Source organism: Parasphingorhabdus marina DSM 22363 (genome assembly GCF_900128895.1).
Taxonomy (GTDB): Bacteria; Pseudomonadota; Alphaproteobacteria; order Sphingomonadales; family Sphingomonadaceae; genus Parasphingorhabdus; species Parasphingorhabdus marina.
The window spans coordinates 1,872,378-1,893,431 of the sequence record NZ_FSQW01000001.1; the positions used below are offsets into that span (position 1 = coordinate 1,872,378).

23 protein-coding genes are annotated in these 21,054 nt (G+C 57.3%); 13 read left to right on the plus strand and 10 right to left on the minus strand.

Annotation, left to right across the window (positions count from 1 at the left end):
• Window positions 1-64: 64 nt before the first annotated feature.
• Window positions 65-2,119 (plus strand): alpha/beta hydrolase family protein, encoded by a 2,055-nt coding sequence (locus BUQ90_RS09165; RefSeq protein WP_074204690.1) that lies wholly within the window; start codon window positions 65-67, stop codon window positions 2,117-2,119.
• Between the two features lie 85 nt (window positions 2,120-2,204).
• Here the strand turns inward: BUQ90_RS09165 and infC are convergent, their stop codons facing one another.
• The 3 genes from infC to thrS form a co-directional block, all read right to left on the minus strand.
• Window positions 2,205-2,744, minus strand: a complete 540-nt coding sequence (gene infC, locus BUQ90_RS09170) for a translation initiation factor IF-3 (protein WP_074205008.1) — start codon at window positions 2,742-2,744, stop codon at window positions 2,205-2,207.
• Between the two features lie 98 nt (window positions 2,745-2,842).
• The gene (gene copM, locus BUQ90_RS09175) at window positions 2,843-3,319 is read right to left on the minus strand and encodes a CopM family metallochaperone (RefSeq protein WP_074204691.1); all 477 of its coding nucleotides are present in this window, start codon (window positions 3,317-3,319) and stop codon (window positions 2,843-2,845) included.
• 2 nt (window positions 3,320-3,321) lie between these two features.
• Window positions 3,322-5,325: a threonine--tRNA ligase gene (gene thrS, locus BUQ90_RS09180; RefSeq protein WP_074204692.1), complete on the minus strand. Its 2,004-nt coding sequence runs from the start codon at window positions 5,323-5,325 to the stop codon at window positions 3,322-3,324.
• 298 nt (window positions 5,326-5,623) lie between these two features.
• Between thrS and BUQ90_RS09185 the strand changes: the two genes are divergently transcribed.
• The 7 genes from BUQ90_RS09185 (at window position 5,624) to BUQ90_RS09215 (ending at window position 9,617) form a co-directional block, all read left to right on the plus strand.
• The gene (locus tag BUQ90_RS09185) at window positions 5,624-6,058 is read left to right on the plus strand and encodes a hypothetical protein (RefSeq protein ID WP_074204693.1); all 435 of its coding nucleotides are present in this window, start codon (window positions 5,624-5,626) and stop codon (window positions 6,056-6,058) included.
• Window positions 6,055-6,246, plus strand: a complete 192-nt coding sequence (locus BUQ90_RS09190; RefSeq protein WP_074204694.1) for a helix-turn-helix transcriptional regulator — start codon at window positions 6,055-6,057, stop codon at window positions 6,244-6,246. Before BUQ90_RS09185 ends, BUQ90_RS09190 begins: the two co-directional genes overlap by 4 nt.
• Before the next feature lie 53 nt (window positions 6,247-6,299).
• On the plus strand, window positions 6,300-6,647 hold the full coding sequence (locus tag BUQ90_RS09195) for a hypothetical protein (protein WP_074204695.1): 348 nt from the start codon (window positions 6,300-6,302) through the stop codon (window positions 6,645-6,647).
• A 36-nt stretch (window positions 6,648-6,683) separates the two neighbouring features.
• Window positions 6,684-7,430 carry an alpha/beta hydrolase gene (locus tag BUQ90_RS09200; protein ID WP_074204696.1) on the plus strand — a complete coding sequence of 249 codons (747 nt, stop codon included), beginning with the start codon at window positions 6,684-6,686 and terminating at the stop codon, window positions 7,428-7,430.
• Between the two features lie 25 nt (window positions 7,431-7,455).
• Complete coding sequence (locus BUQ90_RS09205; RefSeq protein WP_074204697.1) at window positions 7,456-8,250, plus strand: tetratricopeptide repeat protein; 795 nt, start codon at window positions 7,456-7,458, stop codon at window positions 8,248-8,250.
• Window positions 8,251-8,319: 69 nt separating this feature from the next.
• Complete coding sequence (locus BUQ90_RS09210; RefSeq protein ID WP_074204698.1) at window positions 8,320-8,826, plus strand: DUF3617 domain-containing protein; 507 nt, start codon at window positions 8,320-8,322, stop codon at window positions 8,824-8,826.
• 77 nt (window positions 8,827-8,903) lie between these two features.
• A complete protein-coding gene (locus tag BUQ90_RS09215) occupies window positions 8,904-9,617 on the plus strand; it encodes an SOS response-associated peptidase (RefSeq protein WP_074204699.1) in 714 nt (237 codons plus the stop codon).
• Here the strand turns inward: BUQ90_RS09215 and BUQ90_RS09220 are convergent.
• From BUQ90_RS09220 to BUQ90_RS09240, 5 genes are all read right to left on the minus strand, one after another.
• Window positions 9,614-10,387, minus strand: coding sequence for an NRDE family protein (locus BUQ90_RS09220; protein WP_074204700.1), 774 nt, complete (start codon window positions 10,385-10,387; stop codon window positions 9,614-9,616). The two genes, BUQ90_RS09215 and BUQ90_RS09220, sit on opposite strands and share 4 nt — an antisense overlap.
• Window positions 10,388-10,391: 4 nt before the next feature.
• The gene (galK, locus tag BUQ90_RS09225; protein WP_074204701.1) at window positions 10,392-11,558 is read right to left on the minus strand and encodes a galactokinase; all 1,167 of its coding nucleotides are present in this window, start codon (window positions 11,556-11,558) and stop codon (window positions 10,392-10,394) included.
• Entirely contained in the window at window positions 11,555-12,598 is a 1,044-nt protein-coding gene (locus BUQ90_RS09230) for a UDP-glucose--hexose-1-phosphate uridylyltransferase (RefSeq protein WP_074204702.1), read from the minus strand. The genes galK and BUQ90_RS09230 overlap by 4 nt, the downstream gene beginning before the upstream one ends.
• Before the next feature lie 4 nt (window positions 12,599-12,602).
• A complete protein-coding gene (locus tag BUQ90_RS09235; protein ID WP_074204703.1) occupies window positions 12,603-14,069 on the minus strand; it encodes a sodium:solute symporter family transporter in 1,467 nt (488 codons plus the stop codon).
• A gap of 112 nt (window positions 14,070-14,181) precedes the next feature.
• Window positions 14,182-15,048, minus strand: a complete 867-nt coding sequence (locus tag BUQ90_RS09240) for an autotransporter outer membrane beta-barrel domain-containing protein (protein WP_074204704.1) — start codon at window positions 15,046-15,048, stop codon at window positions 14,182-14,184.
• Window positions 15,049-15,206: 158 nt separating this feature from the next.
• Between BUQ90_RS09240 and BUQ90_RS09245 the strand changes: the two genes are divergently transcribed.
• The 3 genes from BUQ90_RS09245 to BUQ90_RS09255 all read left to right on the plus strand — a co-directional run bounded on the left by BUQ90_RS09245 (window position 15,207) and on the right by BUQ90_RS09255 (window position 17,580).
• On the plus strand, window positions 15,207-15,794 hold the full coding sequence (locus BUQ90_RS09245; protein ID WP_074205009.1) for a sigma-70 family RNA polymerase sigma factor: 588 nt from the start codon (window positions 15,207-15,209) through the stop codon (window positions 15,792-15,794).
• Window positions 15,791-16,912, plus strand: a complete 1,122-nt coding sequence (locus BUQ90_RS09250) for a hypothetical protein (RefSeq protein WP_074204705.1) — start codon at window positions 15,791-15,793, stop codon at window positions 16,910-16,912. The genes BUQ90_RS09245 and BUQ90_RS09250 overlap by 4 nt, the downstream gene beginning before the upstream one ends.
• A gap of 98 nt (window positions 16,913-17,010) precedes the next feature.
• A complete protein-coding gene (locus BUQ90_RS09255; RefSeq protein WP_074204706.1) occupies window positions 17,011-17,580 on the plus strand; it encodes a hypothetical protein in 570 nt (189 codons plus the stop codon).
• A 154-nt stretch (window positions 17,581-17,734) separates the two neighbouring features.
• Here the strand turns inward: BUQ90_RS09255 and BUQ90_RS09260 are convergent, their stop codons facing one another.
• Window positions 17,735-18,130 (minus strand): hypothetical protein, encoded by a 396-nt coding sequence (locus BUQ90_RS09260; protein ID WP_084192588.1) that lies wholly within the window; start codon window positions 18,128-18,130, stop codon window positions 17,735-17,737.
• Window positions 18,131-18,298: 168 nt separating this feature from the next.
• Between BUQ90_RS09260 and BUQ90_RS09265 the strand changes: the two genes are divergently transcribed.
• Together BUQ90_RS09265 and BUQ90_RS09270 are read left to right on the plus strand one after the other, a co-directional pair.
• On the plus strand, window positions 18,299-19,300 hold the full coding sequence (locus tag BUQ90_RS09265; protein WP_074204707.1) for a threonine aldolase family protein: 1,002 nt from the start codon (window positions 18,299-18,301) through the stop codon (window positions 19,298-19,300).
• Window positions 19,297-20,262 carry a DMT family transporter gene (locus tag BUQ90_RS09270; RefSeq protein WP_074204708.1) on the plus strand — a complete coding sequence of 322 codons (966 nt, stop codon included), beginning with the start codon at window positions 19,297-19,299 and terminating at the stop codon, window positions 20,260-20,262. Before BUQ90_RS09265 ends, BUQ90_RS09270 begins: the two co-directional genes overlap by 4 nt.
• Here BUQ90_RS09270 and BUQ90_RS09275 read toward each other — a convergent pair.
• Window positions 20,226-21,029, minus strand: coding sequence for an SDR family oxidoreductase (locus tag BUQ90_RS09275; protein ID WP_074205011.1), 804 nt, complete (start codon window positions 21,027-21,029; stop codon window positions 20,226-20,228). The two genes, BUQ90_RS09270 and BUQ90_RS09275, sit on opposite strands and share 37 nt — an antisense overlap.
• Window positions 21,030-21,054: the final 25 nt, after the last annotated feature.

Sequence of the window (21,054 nt, forward strand, 5' to 3'; positions counted from 1 at the left end):
GCCATCCTGATTCGCTGATGCAATCAGGCGCAGACTGCGCCGAACTTCAAAGGGGATAATCCACATGAAAACGCAATTGCTCGCCAGTGTCACCTTGCTGGCCGTCACGGCTGCAACACCTGCCATGGCCCGGCCGATGACGCCTGAAGACGTTCTAAAAGTAAAGGACGTCACTGATGTTTCAGTCTCGCCACTGGGTAGCGGAATTGCCATCGGCGTATCGCAGTTGCCGGACATTTCGGGCGGCGCCAAAAATGGCACTTCCGAGCGCCAGCTAAGAGTGGTCACGGCTGCCGGCAATGTGCAGGATTTTTTGCCGGCCGACATGCATGTCAGCGCCATCCAATATTCTCCGGACGGCAGGATGATCAGCTTTCTGTGGAAACCGGACGGAGATGACGCGAAACGCGGTCTCTACGCCATTCCGGTAAATGGCGGTGGCCATCGCAAACTGGCAGCGCTCTCCGATGGCAATATCACCGGATATGTCTGGGGACCAGATTCCCGGACGGTCTACCTGATGGCGGCCCCTGCCGCTGACAAGGCACGAAAGAAAGAGAGCAAGGCCGGTTTCAACGCCAAAATTTACGAGGAAGAGCAGAAGTTCAAGCGTTTGTTTGCCACGGATATTTCGGCGGGGCCGGATGCCGAGCCACGGGAGATTCCTTTCGAAGGGCAGATCAGCGCGCTCGAGGTGTCGGCCGATGGCCGATGGCTGGCTGCTGCTGCTGCGCCCACCACACAAGTGGATGACAGTCTGATGAAGACCCGTGTACAGATCCTGGATGCGGCATCCGGGAATCGCAGGGCGCTGGTTGAGACACCCGGCAAGATCGGCGATTTTGAAATCAGCCCGGACGGCAAAACGCTCTCACTGATTGCTGGCGTGGACAAGCATGATCCGGCCGCAACCACGCTGTATCTGGTCGATCCGGCAAATGGAAGCTTTCGGCCTGTGACCGAAGGCCAGGCCAATGCAGCCACGGATACGGAATGGATGGCCAATGGCGAGCTGGCGGTTCTCATGCATGTTGGTGCCCAGAGCGAATTGCGGTTCTATGATGCATCAGGCGCGCTGTTGCGAAGTGTCAATCCCGGCGGCCTGATCCTGCGGGACATCGATACCAGCGGCAACCGGCTGGCGGCGATAGCAGATGCACCCGAGCATCCCCGGGAGCTGTTCGTTCTCGATGGTGACAGATTTACACGCTGGTCGGATCATAACAGCTGGCTGAAGGACATCGACATGGGCACACAGCGGACGATCCGCTATACCGCGCGCGATGGACAGGAAGTCGAAGGGATCGTGATCGAACCCGTCGGCGGTGCGCCTCGTGGTGGCGCGCCGACAATCTTCCGCGTGCATGGTGGACCGGAAGCGCATGATTCCAATGGTTGGCTGACCAACTACAGTGGCCCGGGTCAGGTCGGGGCAGGGGCCGGATATACGGTCTTCTATCCCAATTATCGCGGATCAACCGCTTATGGCACAGCCTTTTCCAAACAGCATCAGAACGACTATGCCGGCAAGGAATTCAACGATTTGGTTGATGCGATCGGAGCGCTCGAGTCTGCAGGCCTGACCGATCGCAAGAAGGTCGGAATCACGGGCGGATCCTATGGCGGATATGCCTCGGCCTGGGGTGCAACTGCACTGAGCGAGCATTTCGCGGCGTCGGTCATGTTTGTCGGAATCTCCAACCAGATCTCGAAATTCGGAACAACGGATATCCCGAACGAGATGTTCCTCGTCCATTCCCGCAAATGGCCCTGGGAGGACTGGCAGGGGATGCTCGACGTCAGCCCGATCGCGCATGTAGACAAGGCCAAAACACCGATCCTGATCCTTCATGGAGAGAATGATACCCGGGTGGCACCTAGCCAGAGTTACGAACTGTACCGCAACATCAAGGTCAGGACCGACACGCCGGTACGCCTGGTGCTCTATCCTGGCGAGGGTCATGGCAACCGCAAGGCGGCAGCGCGTTATGACTATAACGTCCGGATGATGCGCTGGATGGATACCTATCTCAAAGGTGATGGTCGCGAAATGCCACCACCGAGATTTGATCTTCCGGAAGGTTTCTCCGGCGCCAGCGAAGCGAAAGCCGAAGAATAGAAAAATGGCGTCATCCCTGTTTGAAAGCGGATGACGCCATTTTCCTGGAATTTGATAATGTGACCGGTGCTGACCGACCCAAAGTCTATTTGGGACTGAGTACCATCAGCATCTGGCGGCCTTCAAGCTTGGGGTAAGCTTCGACTTTTGCGGTTTCCTTCATGTCTTCCTGGACCCGCTCGAGCAGCTGCATGCCGAGCTGCTGGTGCGACATTTCGCGGCCACGAAAACGCAGGGTGACCTTTACCTTGTCGCCATTGTCAATGAACTTGTTCACGTTCTTCATCTTGACCATGTAGTCATGGTTGTCGATGTTGGGACGCATCTTGATTTCCTTGACGTCCTGCACCTTCTGGGTTTTCCGAGCTGCGTTGGCCTTTTTCTGAGCCTCATATTTGAATTTGCCAACATCCAGATATTTCGCCACCGGTGGCTGGGCGTTGGGGGAGACCTCAACGAGGTCCAGTCCGACATCCTTGGCGCGTTCAATCGCTTCACTGGTGTTCATGACACCGAGATTCTCGCCCTTGTCGTCGATCACCCGGACCTTGTCAGAAATAATAAGTTCGTTGAATCGCGGACCGCCTTTGACTGGCGGTGTGGGGCGGCGTGGTGGTGCAGCTATGTTAAATACTCCTGTTTTGCAAAATATGGACGGGCAATAGCGGGAATCCGCCAAGGCCGCAAATTCTTATATTCATGTAATATGACGAACCGGTTCTATCAATGGCCGGAATGATCCGGATCTTCCGCTTCCGTGATGTTGGGCACCGAAATCGCTTTCAGGTCATCAGAGCCTTCCGCTCCTGACTCATCATCAGCCGGTTTGTCGAGCAATGCGTCCCGCTCTTTCAACCAGGCACGCATCTGCGCTATTTCCTCGGTTTGCGCGGCGATGACCGTCCTGGCGAGCGCCTGGACTTCCGGGTCCTTGCCATGTTTCAGGACAATCTCCGCCATTTCCACTGCGCCTTCATGATGGGGAATCATGCCTTGCATAAACGCTATGTCCGGATCGGGGTGGATATTTCCCATCCCGGCATGCATGCGGGCATTGGCTTCTTCATAGGCGACAACCGCTTCCGATTTCTCGGTGTTTTCGGTTGTATTCGAGGGGGTTGCGGAATTTTCTTGCGGTGCTTGCTGGCAAGAAGCCAAAAGCAGGCTAGCGCCAACCAAGGCTGAGAGTGTCTTCAGCATTTTCAATCCTCGCTTTTCATATCCGGAGCCCTCGCTTCGGCCTGGAGCATCGCAACAGCTTCGTCGACCGGCAATATCTGCTGTTCCTTCTGGCCGAGCCGGCGGAGCGCAACCTTGCCCTCTTCGGCTTCCCGCATGCCGACCACCAGGATGTTCGGCGTTTTGCCGACGGAATGTTCACGAACCTTGTAGTTGATCTTCTCGTTGCGCAGATCGGCTTCCACTCTGAGGCCTGCTGCCTTCAGCTTTCCGGCGACTTCCTTTGCATAGTCATTGGCATCGGTCACAATCGTTGCCACCACAGCCTGGGTCGGTGCCAGCCAGAGCGGCATTTTCCCGGCGTAATTTTCGATCAGAATGCCAATGAACCGCTCATAGGATCCGAATATCGCCCGGTGCAGCATAACCGGGCGATGGCGCGCGCCATCCTCGGCGACATAACTCGCATCGAGCCGCTCGGGTAAAACCCGGTCCGACTGAATCGTGCCGACCTGCCACGTCCGTCCGATGGCGTCGGTCAGATGCCATTCCAGTTTCGGGGCATAGAAAGCGCCTTCGCCAGGCAGCTCTTCCCAGCCATATTCCTCGGTCGCCATGCCGGCGTCGACAACCGCCTGGCGCAACTCATCCTCGGCCTTGTCCCAGTCAGCATCAGAGCCATATCGCTGCTCCGGCCGCAGCGCGAGCTTGATCGCATAGCTTTCAAAGCCCATGTCGCGATAAACCCGGTCGGCCAAAGCACAAAAGGCCCGGACTTCCTCGACAATCTGGTCTTCCCGGCAGAAGATATGGGCGTCATCCTGGGTGAATTGCCGGACCCGCATCAACCCGTGCAGCGCGCCGTGCGGCTCATTGCGGTGACAACAGCCATGCTCGAACAGGCGCAGGGGCATGTCGCGATAGCTTTTGATGCCCTGACGAAAGATCAGAACATGGGCCGGGCAGTTCATTGGCTTGATCGCCATCATGTCGGCATCCGAGGAAACCAGCGGGGCATCGTCTTCGGTGCTCGGAATCTCGTCCGGGACCACGAACATGTTCTCGCGATATTTGCCCCAGTGGCCCGATTGTTCCCACTGTTTGGCATCCATGATCTGCGGCGTCTTGACCTCTTCATAGCCGGCCCCGTCAATCGCGCGGCGCATGTAGGCTTCCAGCTCGCGCCACATGACAAAGCCCTTGGGGTGCCAGAAAATGCTGCCCATGGCTTCCGCCTGGATATGGAACAGATCCATTTCCTGACCGAGCTTGCGATGATCACGTTTTGCGGCTTCTTCGAGCCGAACCAGGTGGGCATTGAGCTGCTTTTTGTTCAGCCAGCCGGTGCCATAGATACGCGAAAGCTGCGGATTGCGCTGGTCACCGCGCCAATAGGCGCCGGAGACCCGCATCAGCTTGAAGGCTTTGGGATCCAGTTTTCCGGTCGAGGCAAGATGCGGCCCGCGGCACATGTCCATCCAGTCATCACCCGACCAATAGACACTGATTTCATCGCCTTCCGGCAGTTCTGCGGCCCATTCGGCCTTGAATTTCTCGCCGTCTTTTTCCCAGCGAGCGATAAGGTCATCCCGTTCCCATACTTCCCGGTGCAGCGGTTTGTCCGCCGCGATAATACGTTTCATTTCCTCTTCTATCTTGGGCAGATCTTCGTCGGTAAACGGATCGCCGGCAGGCGCGAAGTCATAGTAGAACCCGTCATCCGTCGAGGGGCCAAAAGTGATCTGCGTACCAGGATAGAGTTTCTGGACCGCCTCGGCGAGAACATGCGCATAGTCGTGGCGGGCCAGCTCAAGCGCCTCTTCCTCGTCGCGCGAGGTGATGAGTGCAAGGTCCGTATCCGCTTCCAGCGGCCGCATGATATCGCGAATTTCGCCGTCAATTTTTGCGGCCAGCGCGGCCTTGGCCAGTCCCGGACCGATATCGGCAGCGATCTGGGCCGGAGTAGTGCCCGATTCCACTTCACGCGCACTGCCGTCGGGAAGGGTAATCTTGATCATTTCGGACATGGAAATCTGAACTCCGGAATCAGGGCGAAAAGGCTCACCCGCTCCTTAGATAAGCAAGGAGTGCTGTCAATGGAAGGATGGGGAAACGCCCGGATTAGTAGAGGAACATTGTCTAAAAGTAATGGAAGCTTGACATCAGCAGGCGAATCACACATTTATGTCAAGGAAGCATGACAAAGTGTCATGGATACTTGAAGGGAAATCTGATGAGACTGAAAACCCGTTTTTGTCGCCGTGCGACTCCTGTGGAAAATATTGTGATCTGGTCCAGTGCATTTCTGATTCTGGTGGCAATGATATGAGCGAGCACAATCAGACGCCAGGCCTGCGTAGCCGGATATACAAATCGCTGAAACCGGACTGGGCATTCGGGTTCGTCCTGATCGTCGGCCTGGGGTTGCTCGTTCTGGAGGTGCAGGACCCTGCGCAGTACGTGGCGGCGAAATGGTCCGCTTCGGCGGTAGCCGCGGCAGCCATTGTGCTCACTCTCATTATCGCGCTTCTGGCGACGGTTGTGGCCGCGCTCGACCGCAAGAAGACCGATGACTATCACTTCCAGATCATGGCCAACAGCGCGATCATTGCCAATATTACGGCGATTTTTGTTCATATGGTGTGGAACCTCGCCGAACCCCGGCTGGGAACAATGTCGGTACAGATCATGATTGCCATTTTGCTGTTTGCCTGGGGCCTGGGTTACTTTTTCTACCGCTGGCGGGGGTTTGGCCAATGAAGAACCGGCTCAAGGTTCTCCGCGCCGAACGGGACTGGTCCCAGGCAGATCTGGCTTCCCGACTGGCGGTTTCGCGCCAGTCGGTAAACGCCATCGAAACCGGCAAATATGATCCGTCCCTGCCGCTGGCGTTCAAGATTGCCGACCTGTTTGAGATGCCAATCGAGGAGATTTTCCTGCGCGACTGATTAAGCATGTTTTGCGGGGTGCAATTAACCCCGCGATGATTTAGCTTGCGTCCATGAGCGAAGAATATTCGATCTGGCATATTGATGGCGACAGCGCCCTGAAAAGGCGCGTCCGGATTGAGATCGTTGGCAAGACCTTTGCGCTGTACGAACAGATGTGGCGCAGCGAGGTCTATTATTTCGGTGATCTGGTCTACAAGGGCAAACAGGGACAGTCGCATGTTTTCGGTTTGAATGACGGAATCAAAAAGCGGCCGAAATGGCAAATCGGTTTCAAGGGCAAGCTGCCGCCCGAGCTGTCTGATCTGCTGCCTGAACACAAACCACCGCTGATCAGCAATATCGGCATGATCCTGATCGCCGCGATTTGTCTTGCCATCGTCTATATGGTCGGTACTTGAAGCTAAAGCGCCGCGCAGACGAGGAAGACCAGCCTGATGGAAGAAGATATCCTGTACCTTGACCGCCCCGGCGGCACTTCTCTGGCCCATTGCTATACGCCGCCGAAACCCGGCGTAACCGGAACGACGCTCGTGTTTTTGCCGGGCTACATGTCCGACATGGAGGGCGGCAAGGCGCTGGCCCTGGATAGCTGGGCCAAGGAACAGGGCCGGGCGATCTTGCGGCTGGATTATGCCGGCTGTGGTGCCAGTGGCGGAGAATTTGAGGATCAGAGCCTGGTCGACTGGCGCGACGACGTGCTGTTCCTGATCGACAAGGTCACCGAAGGGGCCATCACTCTGGTGGGATCATCCATGGGTGGCTGGCTGATGCTGCTGGTCGCTTTGTCGCGGCCGATGCGGGTGAAAAACCTTGTCGGAATAGCCGCTGCACCAGATTTCACCGACTGGGGTTTTTCGCAGGACCAGAAAATGACCATTTTGCGAGACGGGAAGCTGGAAGAAGACAGCGAATATAGCGATGAACCCTATGTCACCACCCGAACCTTCTGGCAGTCCGGCGAGGCCAATCGCCTGTTGCAAAAAGTGATCGCCTTTGATGGCGCCGTGAGACTTCTTCATGGACAGAATGACGCGGATGTGCCGTGGATGTACAGCCTGGAAATCGCGAAACAGATGCGTTCAGCGGATGTGCAGGTCCATCTGGTAAAGGATGGCGATCACCGGTTGTCGCGAGATCAGGACATAGCGTTGCTGATCGATATCGTGGCGCGATTGCCCTGAATTCCATCCAGCCCGGACAAAGACCATGTTGCTTTCCCTGATACTGCTTTCCACAGCCCCGGCAGAACTGGCGGCTCCAATGACGATGAGCGAAGTGCGCTTTAACGAATGTGTTGATCTCGCGATTGATGATCCGGCGAGCGGTATCCTGGAGGCCAATAGCTGGCGCATCGAAGGCGGGGGATTCCTCGCCCGTCACTGTCTTGGTTTCGCCTATGCCGAGCAGTTTCAATGGGAGCAGGCAACCACCGCTTTTGTGGAGGCTGCGAGGGAAGCGGAGCTGGCAAAATATTCCCGGACCGCGAATTTCTGGGCCCAGGCCGGCAATGCTGCTCTTGCGAGCGGAAAGGCCGACAAGGCGCTCGAATATCTCAATGCCGCGCTGGTCCAGGGAACGCTGGAAGGCCTGTATAAGGGCGAAGTCCATCTCGACCTTGCCCGGGCCCATGTCGCGCTGAATGATTATCCTGCCGCGAAAAAAGAACTGGCCGAAGCACACAAGCTGGCACCGCAAGATCCACTTGGCTGGTTGCTTTCGGCGACACTTGCCCGGCGAATGGACGATCTGGCGCTGGCGACGTCCGACATCGCCGTCGCAGCCCAGCTGGCTCCCCGCGATCCGGCGATTGCGCTCGAAGCCGGAAATATTTCCTACAAGGCAGGGAATATCGAAAATGCAAAGGCGCATTGGCAGCAGGCCATCGAGATCGACGCGGAAAGCCGACCGGCGAAAGCGGCGGCCATTTATTTGGGCAAGCTGGAAGAAGCCGGGCAGGGGACCGGTGAGATCCCGGAAGCGCAACCGGCGCCGCAATCCTGAACAACAGGACTTGCATCATTCCGCATTGCCGATAGTTTTCACCGGCTTATCACTACAGGATCACGTTCCATGCAAAAGAACCGCGTTTTACTAGCTTCGGCTCTGGCACTCTTTGTCACAGCGTGCAGCGGACAGAGCGAAGGCAGCCCGGAGGCCGGTCAGTATAGACAGACCGTAACCATTACGGACATTGATTTTCCGGGCATGACGGAGGAACAAAGACAACAGACCGTTTCGCAGATGGAGTCGGCGGCAAATGTCGAGGAGAGTGCGCTTTTCTGTCTCGATCAGGCCAATCACGGCGCACAATGGAAACAGGCGGCATCGCAGATGGCGAATATGATGGGCGGACAGTGCGAGACGCTGAAAGACGACGGCTCGGAGACACGCATTGACACCAGGTTGCGGTGCGAGGGCACAGCGCAGGGAAATGTCGAGATTACCATGACGGGCGCTTCTCATACCCAGGGTTATGAGAGCAAAATCGCGTTTTTGATGCGCGATCCGAACAGCGAGGATAGCGCGCGCCTGGCGATGACCAGCACCGGCGAACGTATTGGCGACTGCCCGGGTTGATCGCTCCCAAGCTTTGACATTTTCGGACATTCAGCGGCATAGAGAACCTGTTCGTTTTGAACGGGGGCAACAAGAATATGTGCGGCCGAAAATATGCCGATGAAGATCTGAACTGGGCTGAATATCGCGAGGCATTGAGCATCATATCGCCAGCACCGCAGGACAATTTTCCGCCAAATTACAATATCGCACCGACAATCGAAGTGCCGGTCGGTTTCAGCCGGTCGGATGAGACGGGGCGCCGTTACAGGGTGCTGGAACGGATGCGGTGGGGCCTCATTCCCCACTGGGCAAAGGACCTGAAAATTGGTGCGAAAATGATCAATGCACGCAGCGAGACCTTGACTGAAAAACCCAGTTTCGCACCCTTGGTCAAGGACAACCGCTGTATCATTCCGGTGTCCGGATTCTATGAATGGCAGCGCAGCGGAAGTGGAAAGTCCGCAGAAAAACAGGCGTATAAAATCCCCCGGAGCGATGGCAAACCGATGCTGCTCGGCGGCCTCTGGACAGCCCATCCCGGATTTGAAATCCGCAGCTACAGTGTCATCACCACGGCGGCAACGCCGGCATTCGAACCCATTCATCACCGGCTGCCGCTGATTTTGGAGGAGGATGCGGTGGATTGCTGGCTGGATGGGGACTGGGATAATGCGAAGAGCCTGATTCACCCTGCAGAGGCGGAAATTTCGCCGGTGAAAATATCAAATGATGTCGGGAATGTGCGCAACAATGGCCCGGAATTGCTGAACCCTCTGGCACAAGACAGCCTGTTTCCCGAAGAGAATTAGGCTCGCCAGTCAAAAGTGACAGACTGTTCTCCCGTCACATCGCCCGCTGCATCATAACTTCTTTCCTGGATCCGGCCCTGACCGGCGGCATTCACCAGAACAACCGTGCTGCACCGCGTGCCATAGACAGGATTGCGGATGAACACAGGAACGGTCTGGGGGTCCCGGGGCAGGTCTGGCATCGGGGTGAAGTCGCTGGCAGCAGCAGGCGGATTTTCGTCCTTGAGCAACGAGAGCAGACGGTCCGGGTCACCACTGCCAACGGACATCCATAGCTCCAGCTGCGTTTTCAGCCAGCCGGTCTTGGGCCAGGCATTGTCAACCGGGCCGTTGGAAAGACCGTGCAGACCGGGAGTCAGGGTCTGTTGAACAAGTTCAGGCCGGTTGGCGCGTACACGGGCTTCGTCACCCTCGATCGTGATGAGGCTGAAGGGATTGAAATTGTCCAGCGGCGGGGTGTTTGCCTGGCTTGTTGTTTCTCCGTTTTCGAGAAAATTGCGAATGAGATCGCCGCGTGATTCTCTGTTCGGATCGGGCAATCCGAATCCGGCAATATTGGTGACAACGGCAAATCGGCTCTGACGATCGGGCCTGGCGGATACCCCCAGCCAGGTGCCGCCAGCCTGAACATCCCGACCCGCGATGACATGTGCGGAATCTTCCCACCGGGCGAGGGGAAGCGCAGGCCGGGCGTGCAGTTCGTCCCGATTGCCGATCGCAATGAATTTCCAGTCCGGATGCGCACGCCAGGCGAGGGCCACCACGCACATCGGATCAGAGCTCCAGCCGGGCCACGCCGGCACTGGGCTGGCAGGGATAGAATTGGGGGGCCGTGCCGTCGGGCGCCCGATATTTTTCAGAAACCAGATTCTCGACCTGACCGAGCATTGGTGTTTCGGCCAGAACCACAATGCACCCGCCAAAACCGCCTCCGGTCATGCGCACGCCGCCCCGGTTGCCGAGCAGGCCGGAAACCCGTTCGACCAGTCCGTCAATGGCGGGCAAGGTGATCTCGAAATCATCGCGCATCGATGCGTGGGACTGTTCCATCAGCCTGGAAATCATCGCGACGTCACCGTTCTCAAGAGCATCGGCAGCAGCCAGCACGCGGGCATTCTCCAACACGACATGGCGCGCACGCCTGCAGGACACAGGATCCAGACCCGGAGAACAAGCGTCCAGTTGGTCCAGCGTCAGGTCCCGCAAGGCGGGCACCTGACAATGGGCTGCCGCCTCTTCGCATTGCACGCGCCGTTCATTATAGGCGCTGTCCACCAGCCCGCGCCGGATACCCGAATGTATCACCAGCAATCCGAGTTTCGGGTTGATCGGGATCGCCTTGCTTTCGAGCGACCGGCAATCGAGCAGCATCGCCGTGCCTTCCCGGGAGCGGGCAGAAGCCAGTTGATCCATGATCCCGCAGGCGCAGCCGACAAAGTCATTCTCCGCCTGCTGCGCGATAAGGGCGAAATCGGTCGGGCTCATATGTGTCAGTCCGTTCAGCTCGGCCAGCGCCTTGCCCAGGGCGACGCCCAGAGAAGCGGAGGATGAGAGACCAGCCCCTTGCGGGACATTGCCGGCTATGGCGATATTTGCACCAGTCAAATCCATGCCGCGCTCAAGAAAACTTGCTGCAATGCCGCGCACATGGTTTTTCCATTCATCGCTTTGCGACGAGAATTTGGCGCGAGGGTCAAACCGGTCCTGCGCATCATTCTGGTCGCACGCCAAAACGCGGAATTCGCCATCGCTGCGCGGTCCGATGGCAATCATGGTCTCATAATTGATGGCACAGGGCAAAACGAATCCGTCATTATAGTCGGTATGCTCGCCAATCAGGTTGACCCGGCCGGGGGCGGCCACGACGATTTCCGGACCCTTTTCAAATGCATTTTCATAACCGGACAGCAACCGGGCGAGCAACTGATCACGGCGGGTCATGCGGTTGCTCGCGTTTCCCGGTAATGCACGTCGCTCACCGAACGCAACATTTCCGCGGCCTTCTCCGGTGTCAGATCGCGTTGTGCTTCCGCCAGCATCTCATAGCCGACCATGAATTTTCGCACTGTGGCCGAGCGCAACAGCGGCGGATAAAAATGGGCGTGCAATTGCCAGTGAGGAGCGTCTTTGTCTCCACCATCGGGCACAAAGGGCGCACCGTGCCATCCCATGGAATAGGGGAAGCTGCACTGGAAAAGATTGTCATATCTGATGGTCAGTTCACGAATGGCCCGCGCGAGATCATCGCGTTGTGCTTCGTCAAGATCAGGCAGGCGCTGGGCAGCAAAGCGCGGTAACAACAATGTCTCGAACGGCCAGCTTGCCCAGTAGGGAACTATGGCCAGCCAGTGCTCGGTTTCGACCACAACCCTCTCGGCACGCTCGATTTCCTGTCTGGCCACATCCAGCAACAGCGGTGAGCCAAGTCGGTCGTGATATTCTCGCTGCGGCAGTTCTTCGATGGCGACTTCATCCGGGACGTGCCGGGTTGCCCAGATCTGGCCATGCGGATGGGGATTGGAACATCCCATCATCGCGCCCTTGTTTTCGAATATCTGCACCGAGCGATATTTGATTCCCAGCCGCCCCGACCAATCGCACCACTGATCAACCACATCGCGGATCTGATTTTGCTCGAGTTCGGGCAAGGACTTTCCATGATCCGGTGAAAAGCAGATGACGTGGCATTCGCCGGCAGTTGTCTCCGCCCGGAAAAGCGGGTCTCCGGAAACGTTTTTCGGGATATCTGTCATCAACGCAGCGAAGTCGTTTTGGAACAGATAAACACCATCATAGTCAGGATTTACGGCGCCGGTGATGCGCGTGTTTCCTGGGCACAAATAGCATTCCGGGTCAAAGGATGGTGGGCGGGGTTCGATTTCATCAGCCTGACCTTGCCATGGCCGCGACAGTCGCTGGGGGGAAATCAGAACCCAGCGGCCATTCAGCGGATTGAAGCGTCGGTGCGGGCTGTCGAACATGGTGTCAGGTCAATGCTCCCCGAAATCCGGCAAATCTGGCGCGATTGCCCATGACAAACCGGTTGGTGAACAGGGCAGCCATGACCGATGTCACCAGCGTGACGACCATGAAATCGATATAGTGCATCGAGATGATGCCCGCCGGCTCCAGCCGGAATGTGTAAAGACCATATAGCAACACACCCCAGATGACTCCACATACCGCGGCGGGAGCTGCAACCCCGCGGAACAGCAATCCGGCGATGAACGCCGAAAGGATGGGCATGCTCGACAGGCCGTTCAGTTGCTGCAACAGATTGATGATGCTTTCCGCATTCTGATAAAGCGGCACCAACATGATCGCGACGACCGTCAGCAGAACCGACATGGCAGCGGCCAGTTTCCAGTGGTCGTTGACCGGACCGATAAATTGCTCGTGAAAATCGACAGAGTAAAGCGCGACGGAGCTGTTCAATACCGCACTGAACGTCGTGATTACCGCTGCGGCAACCATTGCAGCAAACGCACCCGACAACCAGCCGGGCAGAACTTCGGCGACCAGTCTTCCATAGGCGGCATCACCGATATCACCGAACATCTTGTAGGCCACTATTCCCGGGATGACGACAATCGGCGGCACGATCAGGATACGGATGAGGGCGGCAGCCATCACGCCTTTCTGGGCTTCCTTCACCGTCGGAGCAGCCATCGCGCGCTGGGTGATGTTCTGATTGGTCGACCAGTAGAATATCTGGATAAAAATCATGCCGGTAAACAGCGTGTGGAAGGGAATCGGCGAGTCCGGACCGCCGATCATCGACAGACGTTCCGCCGGAACATCGGTGACAATATCCCAGTCCACTGCCGCCACAGCCAGAATGACGATAAGCAGGGCGAGACCAAGGACACCGATGCCGGAATATGTATCCATGACCGCCACCGCACGGAGGCCACCGAATATGGTATAAGCGGCCGAAATCGCCGCAAGAACGCCTGCAAACCAAAGGATCGGGAGTGTGCTGCCAAACAGCGATTGCATGAAGAGCCCGCCGGAATAGAGCGCGGCAGGCAGATAAATCAGTATATTGCCAAAGAGGAAAAGTGCCGAAATCAAAGTCCGGATGCTTTTCCCTTTGTATCGTTTTTCCAGAAGTTCCGTCACCGTTGTGCAATTGTTTTTATAGTAGATCGGAACAAATACGAAAGCGAGAATGAGCAAACCAAAAAAACCGCAGATTTCCCACCAGGCCAGCAACAGCATCTGATTGCCGTTCATCCCAACCAGCTGATCCGTCGACAGGTTGGTCAGGGTGATCGATCCGGCGACGAACAGCCAGCTCAGTCCGCCACCGGCCAGAAAAACATCTTTGCTGGAACCGTCATGGGATTTGGCTTGCCGGACCTTGGCCCAGGTGGCGAGACCAATCAGCGCGGTGAGCACGACACAGACAAGTATCTGAACGCCACTGGCGGTCGGTAAATTCGCTAACATGTGGCACCCCGGTACTATTTGTTTTTACTTTTTGAAACAGCGGGCAACCTAAAGGGCTGTCATGCAAACGCAAGCACCCTTGTCAGCCGGTTGGTCTGTACCGGGCGGGTGCTCAAAAGGAAAAGCGCAGGCCGGCAGAAACGGATGTTGCATCGCTATCCACAAATCCCAGGGTTTGCAGGGCGGATAAGTCCAGTCGGAGATTATCAGCCAAACCGAGGGAGAGGGCGCCACCGACCTCTCCCCAGCTGTCGCTCTGACCGGGCCGGTTTCGCGTGGCCAGGGCTCTCAGAACAGCGGACTGACTGGTTCCGGGATTGAAAGACGTGGTATTGGATGTGGTTACGACATTGGCAATGATCGCAATGACATGATTATTCTGTGATCCGAATATTTTCTGCCCCGTGACACCGAAGGTTCCGGTCACGCCGTCTTCCGTGTTGCCGATCGTGACTGATTGACCTGTTGGCCCCTGGACGATTCTGGCAATATCGAGTTCGTTGTAATCGATCCCGATGCTCGGCGTGATAAAAGTGCGTTCGTCAATCGCGATATCATAGCTTGCCGCAACACCGATCCCGAAGGCATTACCGTCCGATGAGATGCTCGCCGCCTGGCCGTTTCGTTCGATGGCTTCCACTTCAAAATCCCGTTTGCCGAAAGATACAAACCCGTCGAACGCGAGTGCATCGAACGCTGTGCCGGCGCTGAGTGCCAATTCGGTCGTGGAAGCAGGAATAGCGTTGATCAGACCGGGAACGTCCCCGCTATCCACATAGGTGATCGAAAGCCCGACATAGCTGTCACCAAAATCCCGGGATAGCGAGGCGCTGCCAAAATGCTGGTCGCTGGCATTTTCCAGCGCCGTCAACCCACCGGATATACCAATGGTCCAACGGTTCTCTGCAATTTCTTTGGCATGGGCATTTGCAGTGCATGTGACGCACAAAATACCGAATATCAATGGTTTGACTGGCATAACTTTCCCCGTTTCTGTCAATTGTTCCCATCAATAACGCATAGAGAGGGAAAATCCTTCGTTTGCGGCGAAGGGTTTTTTTACCCCGCGCGTTATATGCTCTAGAAATGGTTTACAGTGTCGGGGGAGGCACCATCGGATTTGAAAAGCAAATGGTAATGCCGGACAAACCCGTCGTCGAACAGGGCGATGATGCCCTGATGCTGCGTGTCGCCGACAAGGACGCTGAGGCCTTTCGGACACTGGTGGACCGGCACGCCCGGATCCCCTTTGCCATTGGTTGCCGGATGGTCAAGGACCCGGCTGAAGCCGAGGATATTGCACAGGAAGCGATGCTGAGACTCTGGAACAATGCCGAAAAGTGGACCAGCGGTGGTGCGGGAGTCGAAGCCTGGCTCAGGCGTGTCGCAGTCAATCTGTGTCTGGACCGGTTGCGAAAAAGGAAACGGATGTCAGATGAAGACGTGCCTGAGCAGGTTGATGATGCACCGACGGCAGATGCCGTGGTGGACAATTCGCGCCAGGCGCTGGCGGTCAAGCATTGCATCGGAAAACTGGGTGATCGCCAGCGGGCAGCAGTCGTGCTGACTTATTACGAGGAACAGTCCAATCTGGATGCCGCAGGGACCATGGACATGAAACTCAAGGGCTTTGAATCCCTTTTGTTCCGTGCGCGCGCGGCTTTGAAACACTGCCTTGAAAACAGCCCGTATGTTTTGAACAATCAAGAGGGAGATGCCGCATGACCGCCGTTTTCTCTCCTCAAATAGCCCGGCTTCTTGATCAGTTTGTCGTCCCTGATCTCCCGGAAGATTTCACGGATCGGGTTGTGGCTGCAGCAGTTGGTCAGAAATCGGTGGAGCCTCATCCGGTTCAGCGACGGCCCTGGTCCCGGATCCGCACCGGCCATGGGAACAGCCCGTGGAAGCGAACCCGCTTTTATGCATCCGGCATAGCAGGGATGGCCATGTTGAGCACCGCCGCAGCCGCAGCACTCTCGCTGGCAGACATTCCCTATCGGATCCCGGTCGTCAGCGATCTGGTTGAACAGGTCATCCCGCGCCCCGAACCGGCAAAGCTGGTCGAGAACAGGCAGCCTGCTGTTGGTGTTGGACCCGCTCCATCAGCTGAAGCAGGACAGGAGGATGCTGCGACGGACGAAACCACAAGACCGCGCTGGCGGGATATGGAAAGGGCAGAAAAGATCGCAGTTGTCAGGCAGCGGATCGCGCAAAATGAGGAACGCGTGCAGCAACGCCGCGCAGCTCGCGGTTTGCCGCCGTTGAGTGATACACAATTGCGCAACCGGCGGATCATGATCCGCAAGGCGATCAGGAATGGCGATATATCCCGGCCCGCTGTGCGTCGCGCCCTGCGCAGGGCGGCCTTTGTCCGGGAAGGGCAAGGCTTTGAAGGGAGGCAATCCCGTGATCCTGCGCTTGGGGATGTTAGGGCCCCTGCGGCAAGCGGCGACGCTCCGGATGGACTTTCTGACAACATGTCCGAACCGGTTTTGACCGATGGCCCCCCAATCGCGGAGTCGGCTCCGACGGCAGCGACTCCGGAAGTCATGGATGAACCTGTCGAAGCTCAGCTGCCCGCAGAGGCCGAGCCTGATATGCTGGTGGTGGAAGCGGAGGACGGTGATCCGGAAAGCGCGCAGCCCGAAGATACTCTATCAACAGAGTCCTTGGGTAGCGAATTGCGGGACAAGTTGCCGACGGCACTCAGGGAGCGGCTGCGCAATGCAACTCCGGCCGAGCGGCGACGGATATTGCGCGAAATCCGGTCGCGCCGGCAGAATGGCCAATCGATGCGCGAGATCCGCCAGCGATTGCGGGACATGCGCCGGTCCGGCAGATAATTTTGATTGCCAGCGAAGGGAATTCTCATTTGCTGCGTTTAGGTCATTGAGAGCGACAGAAAACGCTCCGGACAAGTAAACGCGTAAAGGAGAATGACATGAAACATGCAATGCTTTTGCCGCTTCTGGCGATAGCGGTTGCCGCACCGGTGACCGCACAGGAACAGACCCGAACGGTCACCATTGATACCCCCCGGGTCGAAGGCGAGAGAATCATTACACGGGATCGTGAGGCTGGAACGCTCGACAGAAATTCCGAACTCACCCGCAAAAGTGACGGAGCAACCGCGACGAGCGATTACAACCGGACGCGGACTGAAAATGGGTGGGTCGCCAGTGGTGCCCAGACCGATTTTCAGGGACGGACGCGGAGCTTTGACTATGAGCGCGAACGGACGGAAAACGGATTTCGCGCCAACGGCACCGCCACCGGGCGGAATGGCGAAACCTACAATTATGACGCCGGTCGCCGTCGGACGGAAAACGGCTATGTTGCCGGGCGCCGTTTGCAGAATAGCGATGGAGACACGCTGTACAGCAGGCGGGTCAAGGCGAAGCGGACCGAAAATGGTGTAAGCCGGACCGTCAAGACCAATCGCGCTGCCGGGTTCAAACCGAAGCGTATCAAGCCGCTGCGTCCCAAGAACCTTCGGCCGCGTCGTCCCTGACCGGTCCTGACCGGCCGGCCCCATATGTCCGTCCTCCCCCCGTGCGGACGTATCCCGGTCTTTTTCTGCCGCAAATGACGTGGTGGCAGGAAGACCATCCTGGGAAGCTGAACCCCCTAAACGGTTCAGCTTCCCGGTTTTGTTTTGGCAGTTGCTATTCTGCGGCGTTGCGGCGTTCTTCAAACCATCGCCGGATGGCCGCTGACGTGCAGCCCGAAAATCCAAACGTCCCTACGACCGAGCAGCTTCCCGGACGCGTGGTTCGCGAAATCTCGTCTTGCTGTTCAACCCTTGATGTCCACGACCGATCAGCCGCCAGCTCTTCTTCCGTCTTTCGCAAAGGCTTGGGTATCCGGTATCTCTCCGACTCCGGTTCCCGCGCGCAGACAACGATCTCATCGCCTTCCGGTTCGGGACATTTGTCGTCACCATAAGTCAACAAAACCGAGAAGCGTTCCGGGGTGTCGCCTTCAGCAGCCTGTACAGGTGCCTCTGCTCCGACCATGAACGCAGTCAGCAATAGCAAATGGGGAATGCGGGCAACGGCCATATCGCACCTCGATCAGTTTTCTGCCCCGCAATCACAGCTAGACACAATAGGCTGGAATGGCACGGGAAAAAGTGTCGCAAACTGTATCTGCTCGCAAGACGTGGAGTTTTTCGGGAAACGGTATGCAAGCATCTTGACGAATGCCAGTGCGCGATCCATGCGCTGCCCATGCGTTTTTTTTCCGACAATGCAGCTTCTGTGCATCCGCGAGTGATGGAAGCTCTGACAGAGGCCAATCATCAGGATACGGCCTATGACGGTGATGTCCTGAGTGGTCAGCTCAATGCTGCTTTCTCCAACCTGTTCGAAACGCAAGTGGAGGCAATGTGGGTCGCCACCGGAACCGCCGCCAATTCTCTCGCACTGGCCGCACTGTGCGAGCCGCATCAGGGCATAATCTGCCATCGCGAAGCGCATATCGAGGAGGATGAGGCCGGGGCACCGGGCTTTTACACTGGCGGTGCGAAACTGATGTTGCTCGAGGGATCCGGCGCAAAAATTTCGGGTGATGCGGTGGATGCACATTGTGCAGCCATTCGCGATGACGTGCATCAGGTCCAGCCATCGGCAGTATCGATCACCAATGCCACGGAATATGGGCGGGTATACACACCGGCTGAAGTTGCCGCGATATCCGAAGTCTGCAAAAAACGGAACCTTGGCTTGCACATGGATGGTGCACGATTTGCCAATGCTCTGGCCACTCTTGACTGTTCGCCGGCTGACGTGACCTGGAAATCCGGTGTCGACATCCTCAGTTTCGGCTTTGTCAAAAACGGGGGAATGGGGGCCGAAGCGTTGGTCTTTTTTGATCCGGATCTGGCGAAGGCTACGCATTACCGTCGCAAGCGGGCGGGTCATTTGCAATCCAAAGGACGTTATCTTGCCGCCCAGATACTGGCGATGCTCGACAACGATCTCTGGCTCGCCAATGCCCGGGCGGCCAATGCCGGCGCCCGGCTGATCGCGGATGCGGCGGCGGATCGCTTGATTCATCCCGTGGAAGCCAATGAGGTCTTCATCAGACTGTCCGCGGCGGAAGCGCAGTCGTTGCGCGATCAGGGTTTTGACTTTTACGACTGGGGCGAAGGCCAGGCGCGGCTCGTGACAAGCTGGAACCAGAGCGCGGAGGACATTGCGCCGCTGGCCGAAGCCATCACGGCTTTATGAGCGGCCCGGACAGCAGTGAGCCCAGTCTGCTCGCACCGCGCATTCTGATCCCGTTCCTGCTGGTTTCCCTGATCTGGGGTTCAACCTGGCTGGTGATCCGCGACCAGGTATCGGAAGTCCCGCCCATTTGGTCGGTAACCTACCGGTTCATTATTGCCGCCGCAGCGATGTTCGTGCTGGTCACCATTCGTCGTCTGCCATTCGGCATCGACAGGCGAGGGCATTTCTGGGCGATATTGCTGGGGCTGTTTCAATTCTCGTTCAACTTCAATTTTGTCTACAATGCCGAACTCTACATCACCTCCGGTCTGGTGGCGGTGCTTTTTGCGCTGCTGATGGTGCCCAATGCGATATTGGGGCGGATATTTCTTGGTCAGCGCATAAAGGCCAGTTTTCTCGCCGGTTCCGGGATTGCTGCAATGGGCGTTGCTATGCTTTTTGTGCACGAATACCGGTCATCTCCAGTCCCACCGGCTCAGGTTATTCTGGGGATTATCCTGACCATCGGCGGAATCCTCTCGGCATCGGTCGCGAACATCATGCAGGCTTTGCCGCAACCCAAAAGATACCCGATCATTACCCTGCTCGCCTGGGCGATGCTTTGGGGAGCATTTTTCAACATGCTGGTTTCCCTGTTCACCGTCGGACCACCGGTCTTTGAAACCCGGCCCGCCTATATCGGCGGGATCGTCTATCTCGCGATTGTCGGATCGGTTGTCACCTTCCCGCTATACTTCTCGCTCGTTCGGGAAATCGGCGCGGGAAAAGCCGCCTATTCCAGTGTGCTGGTGCCAGTTGTCGCGATGATTCTGTCGATGCTGTTTGAAGGCTATGTCTGGACGCCCATTGCCATTGGCGGGTCAATCCTCGCCATGGTCGGGCTGATAATCGCATTGCGCTCCGCCCGACCGCGCGGGCAAGTGATTCAGGACTCCAGCAAGGCGGCCAGTCCGGATTTATAGTCGGGATATCGGGGTTCCCAGCCAAGCAGCCGTTTGGCACGACCATTCGCCACGCGCCGGTTTTCGTCATAAAATGATCTGGCTGCGGCAGACAGGTCCGCTTCTTCCAAAGTCATCAGCGGAGGAGGTTCCATGCCCATCAGCCTGGCGGCATGGGCCAGCACGTCGGACTGGGCGGCCGGAAGATCATCGGCAATGTTGAAGACACCGGCCGGCCGGTCGAATGAGGCCAGAACAGCACCGACAATGTCATCGGCATGAATCCGGCTGAAAACCTGTCCGGGAACGTCGATCCGGCGGGCCTTGCCGCTGCGCACCCGATCCAGCGGGCTGCGGCCGGGACCGTAGATCCCGGGCAGGCGAAACACCCGCATGTCCGGTCGCAGGTCCTGCCAGTTTCGGTCCGCCTCGCTGCGCGCTTTACGCCGGCCGGTGCCGATTTGAGCGCTTTCATCGACCCAGGCACCACCGGCATCACCGTAAACGCCGGTGGACGATAGATACCCGCTCCATTGCAGATCGGCCGAAGCGATGGCCTCGCCATATTGCGCGAGGACTGGTTCGGAGCCATCCCGGGACGGTGGGACCGAAGACAGGATGTGTGTGGCGTCATCCAGCGCAGCCAGGATTGCAGCGGTGTCACCAAAGGCGAGAGAACCATTGCTTGCTTCGCGGCGAGTGCCGGTGACCTCCCAGCCTGTCATGCGCAGCTGGCGGGCCAGCCGGCTGGCAGTATATCCCATTCCAAAGATCAGCATTTTTGTCATGTCCCGCTCCGCATAATCGCAATTG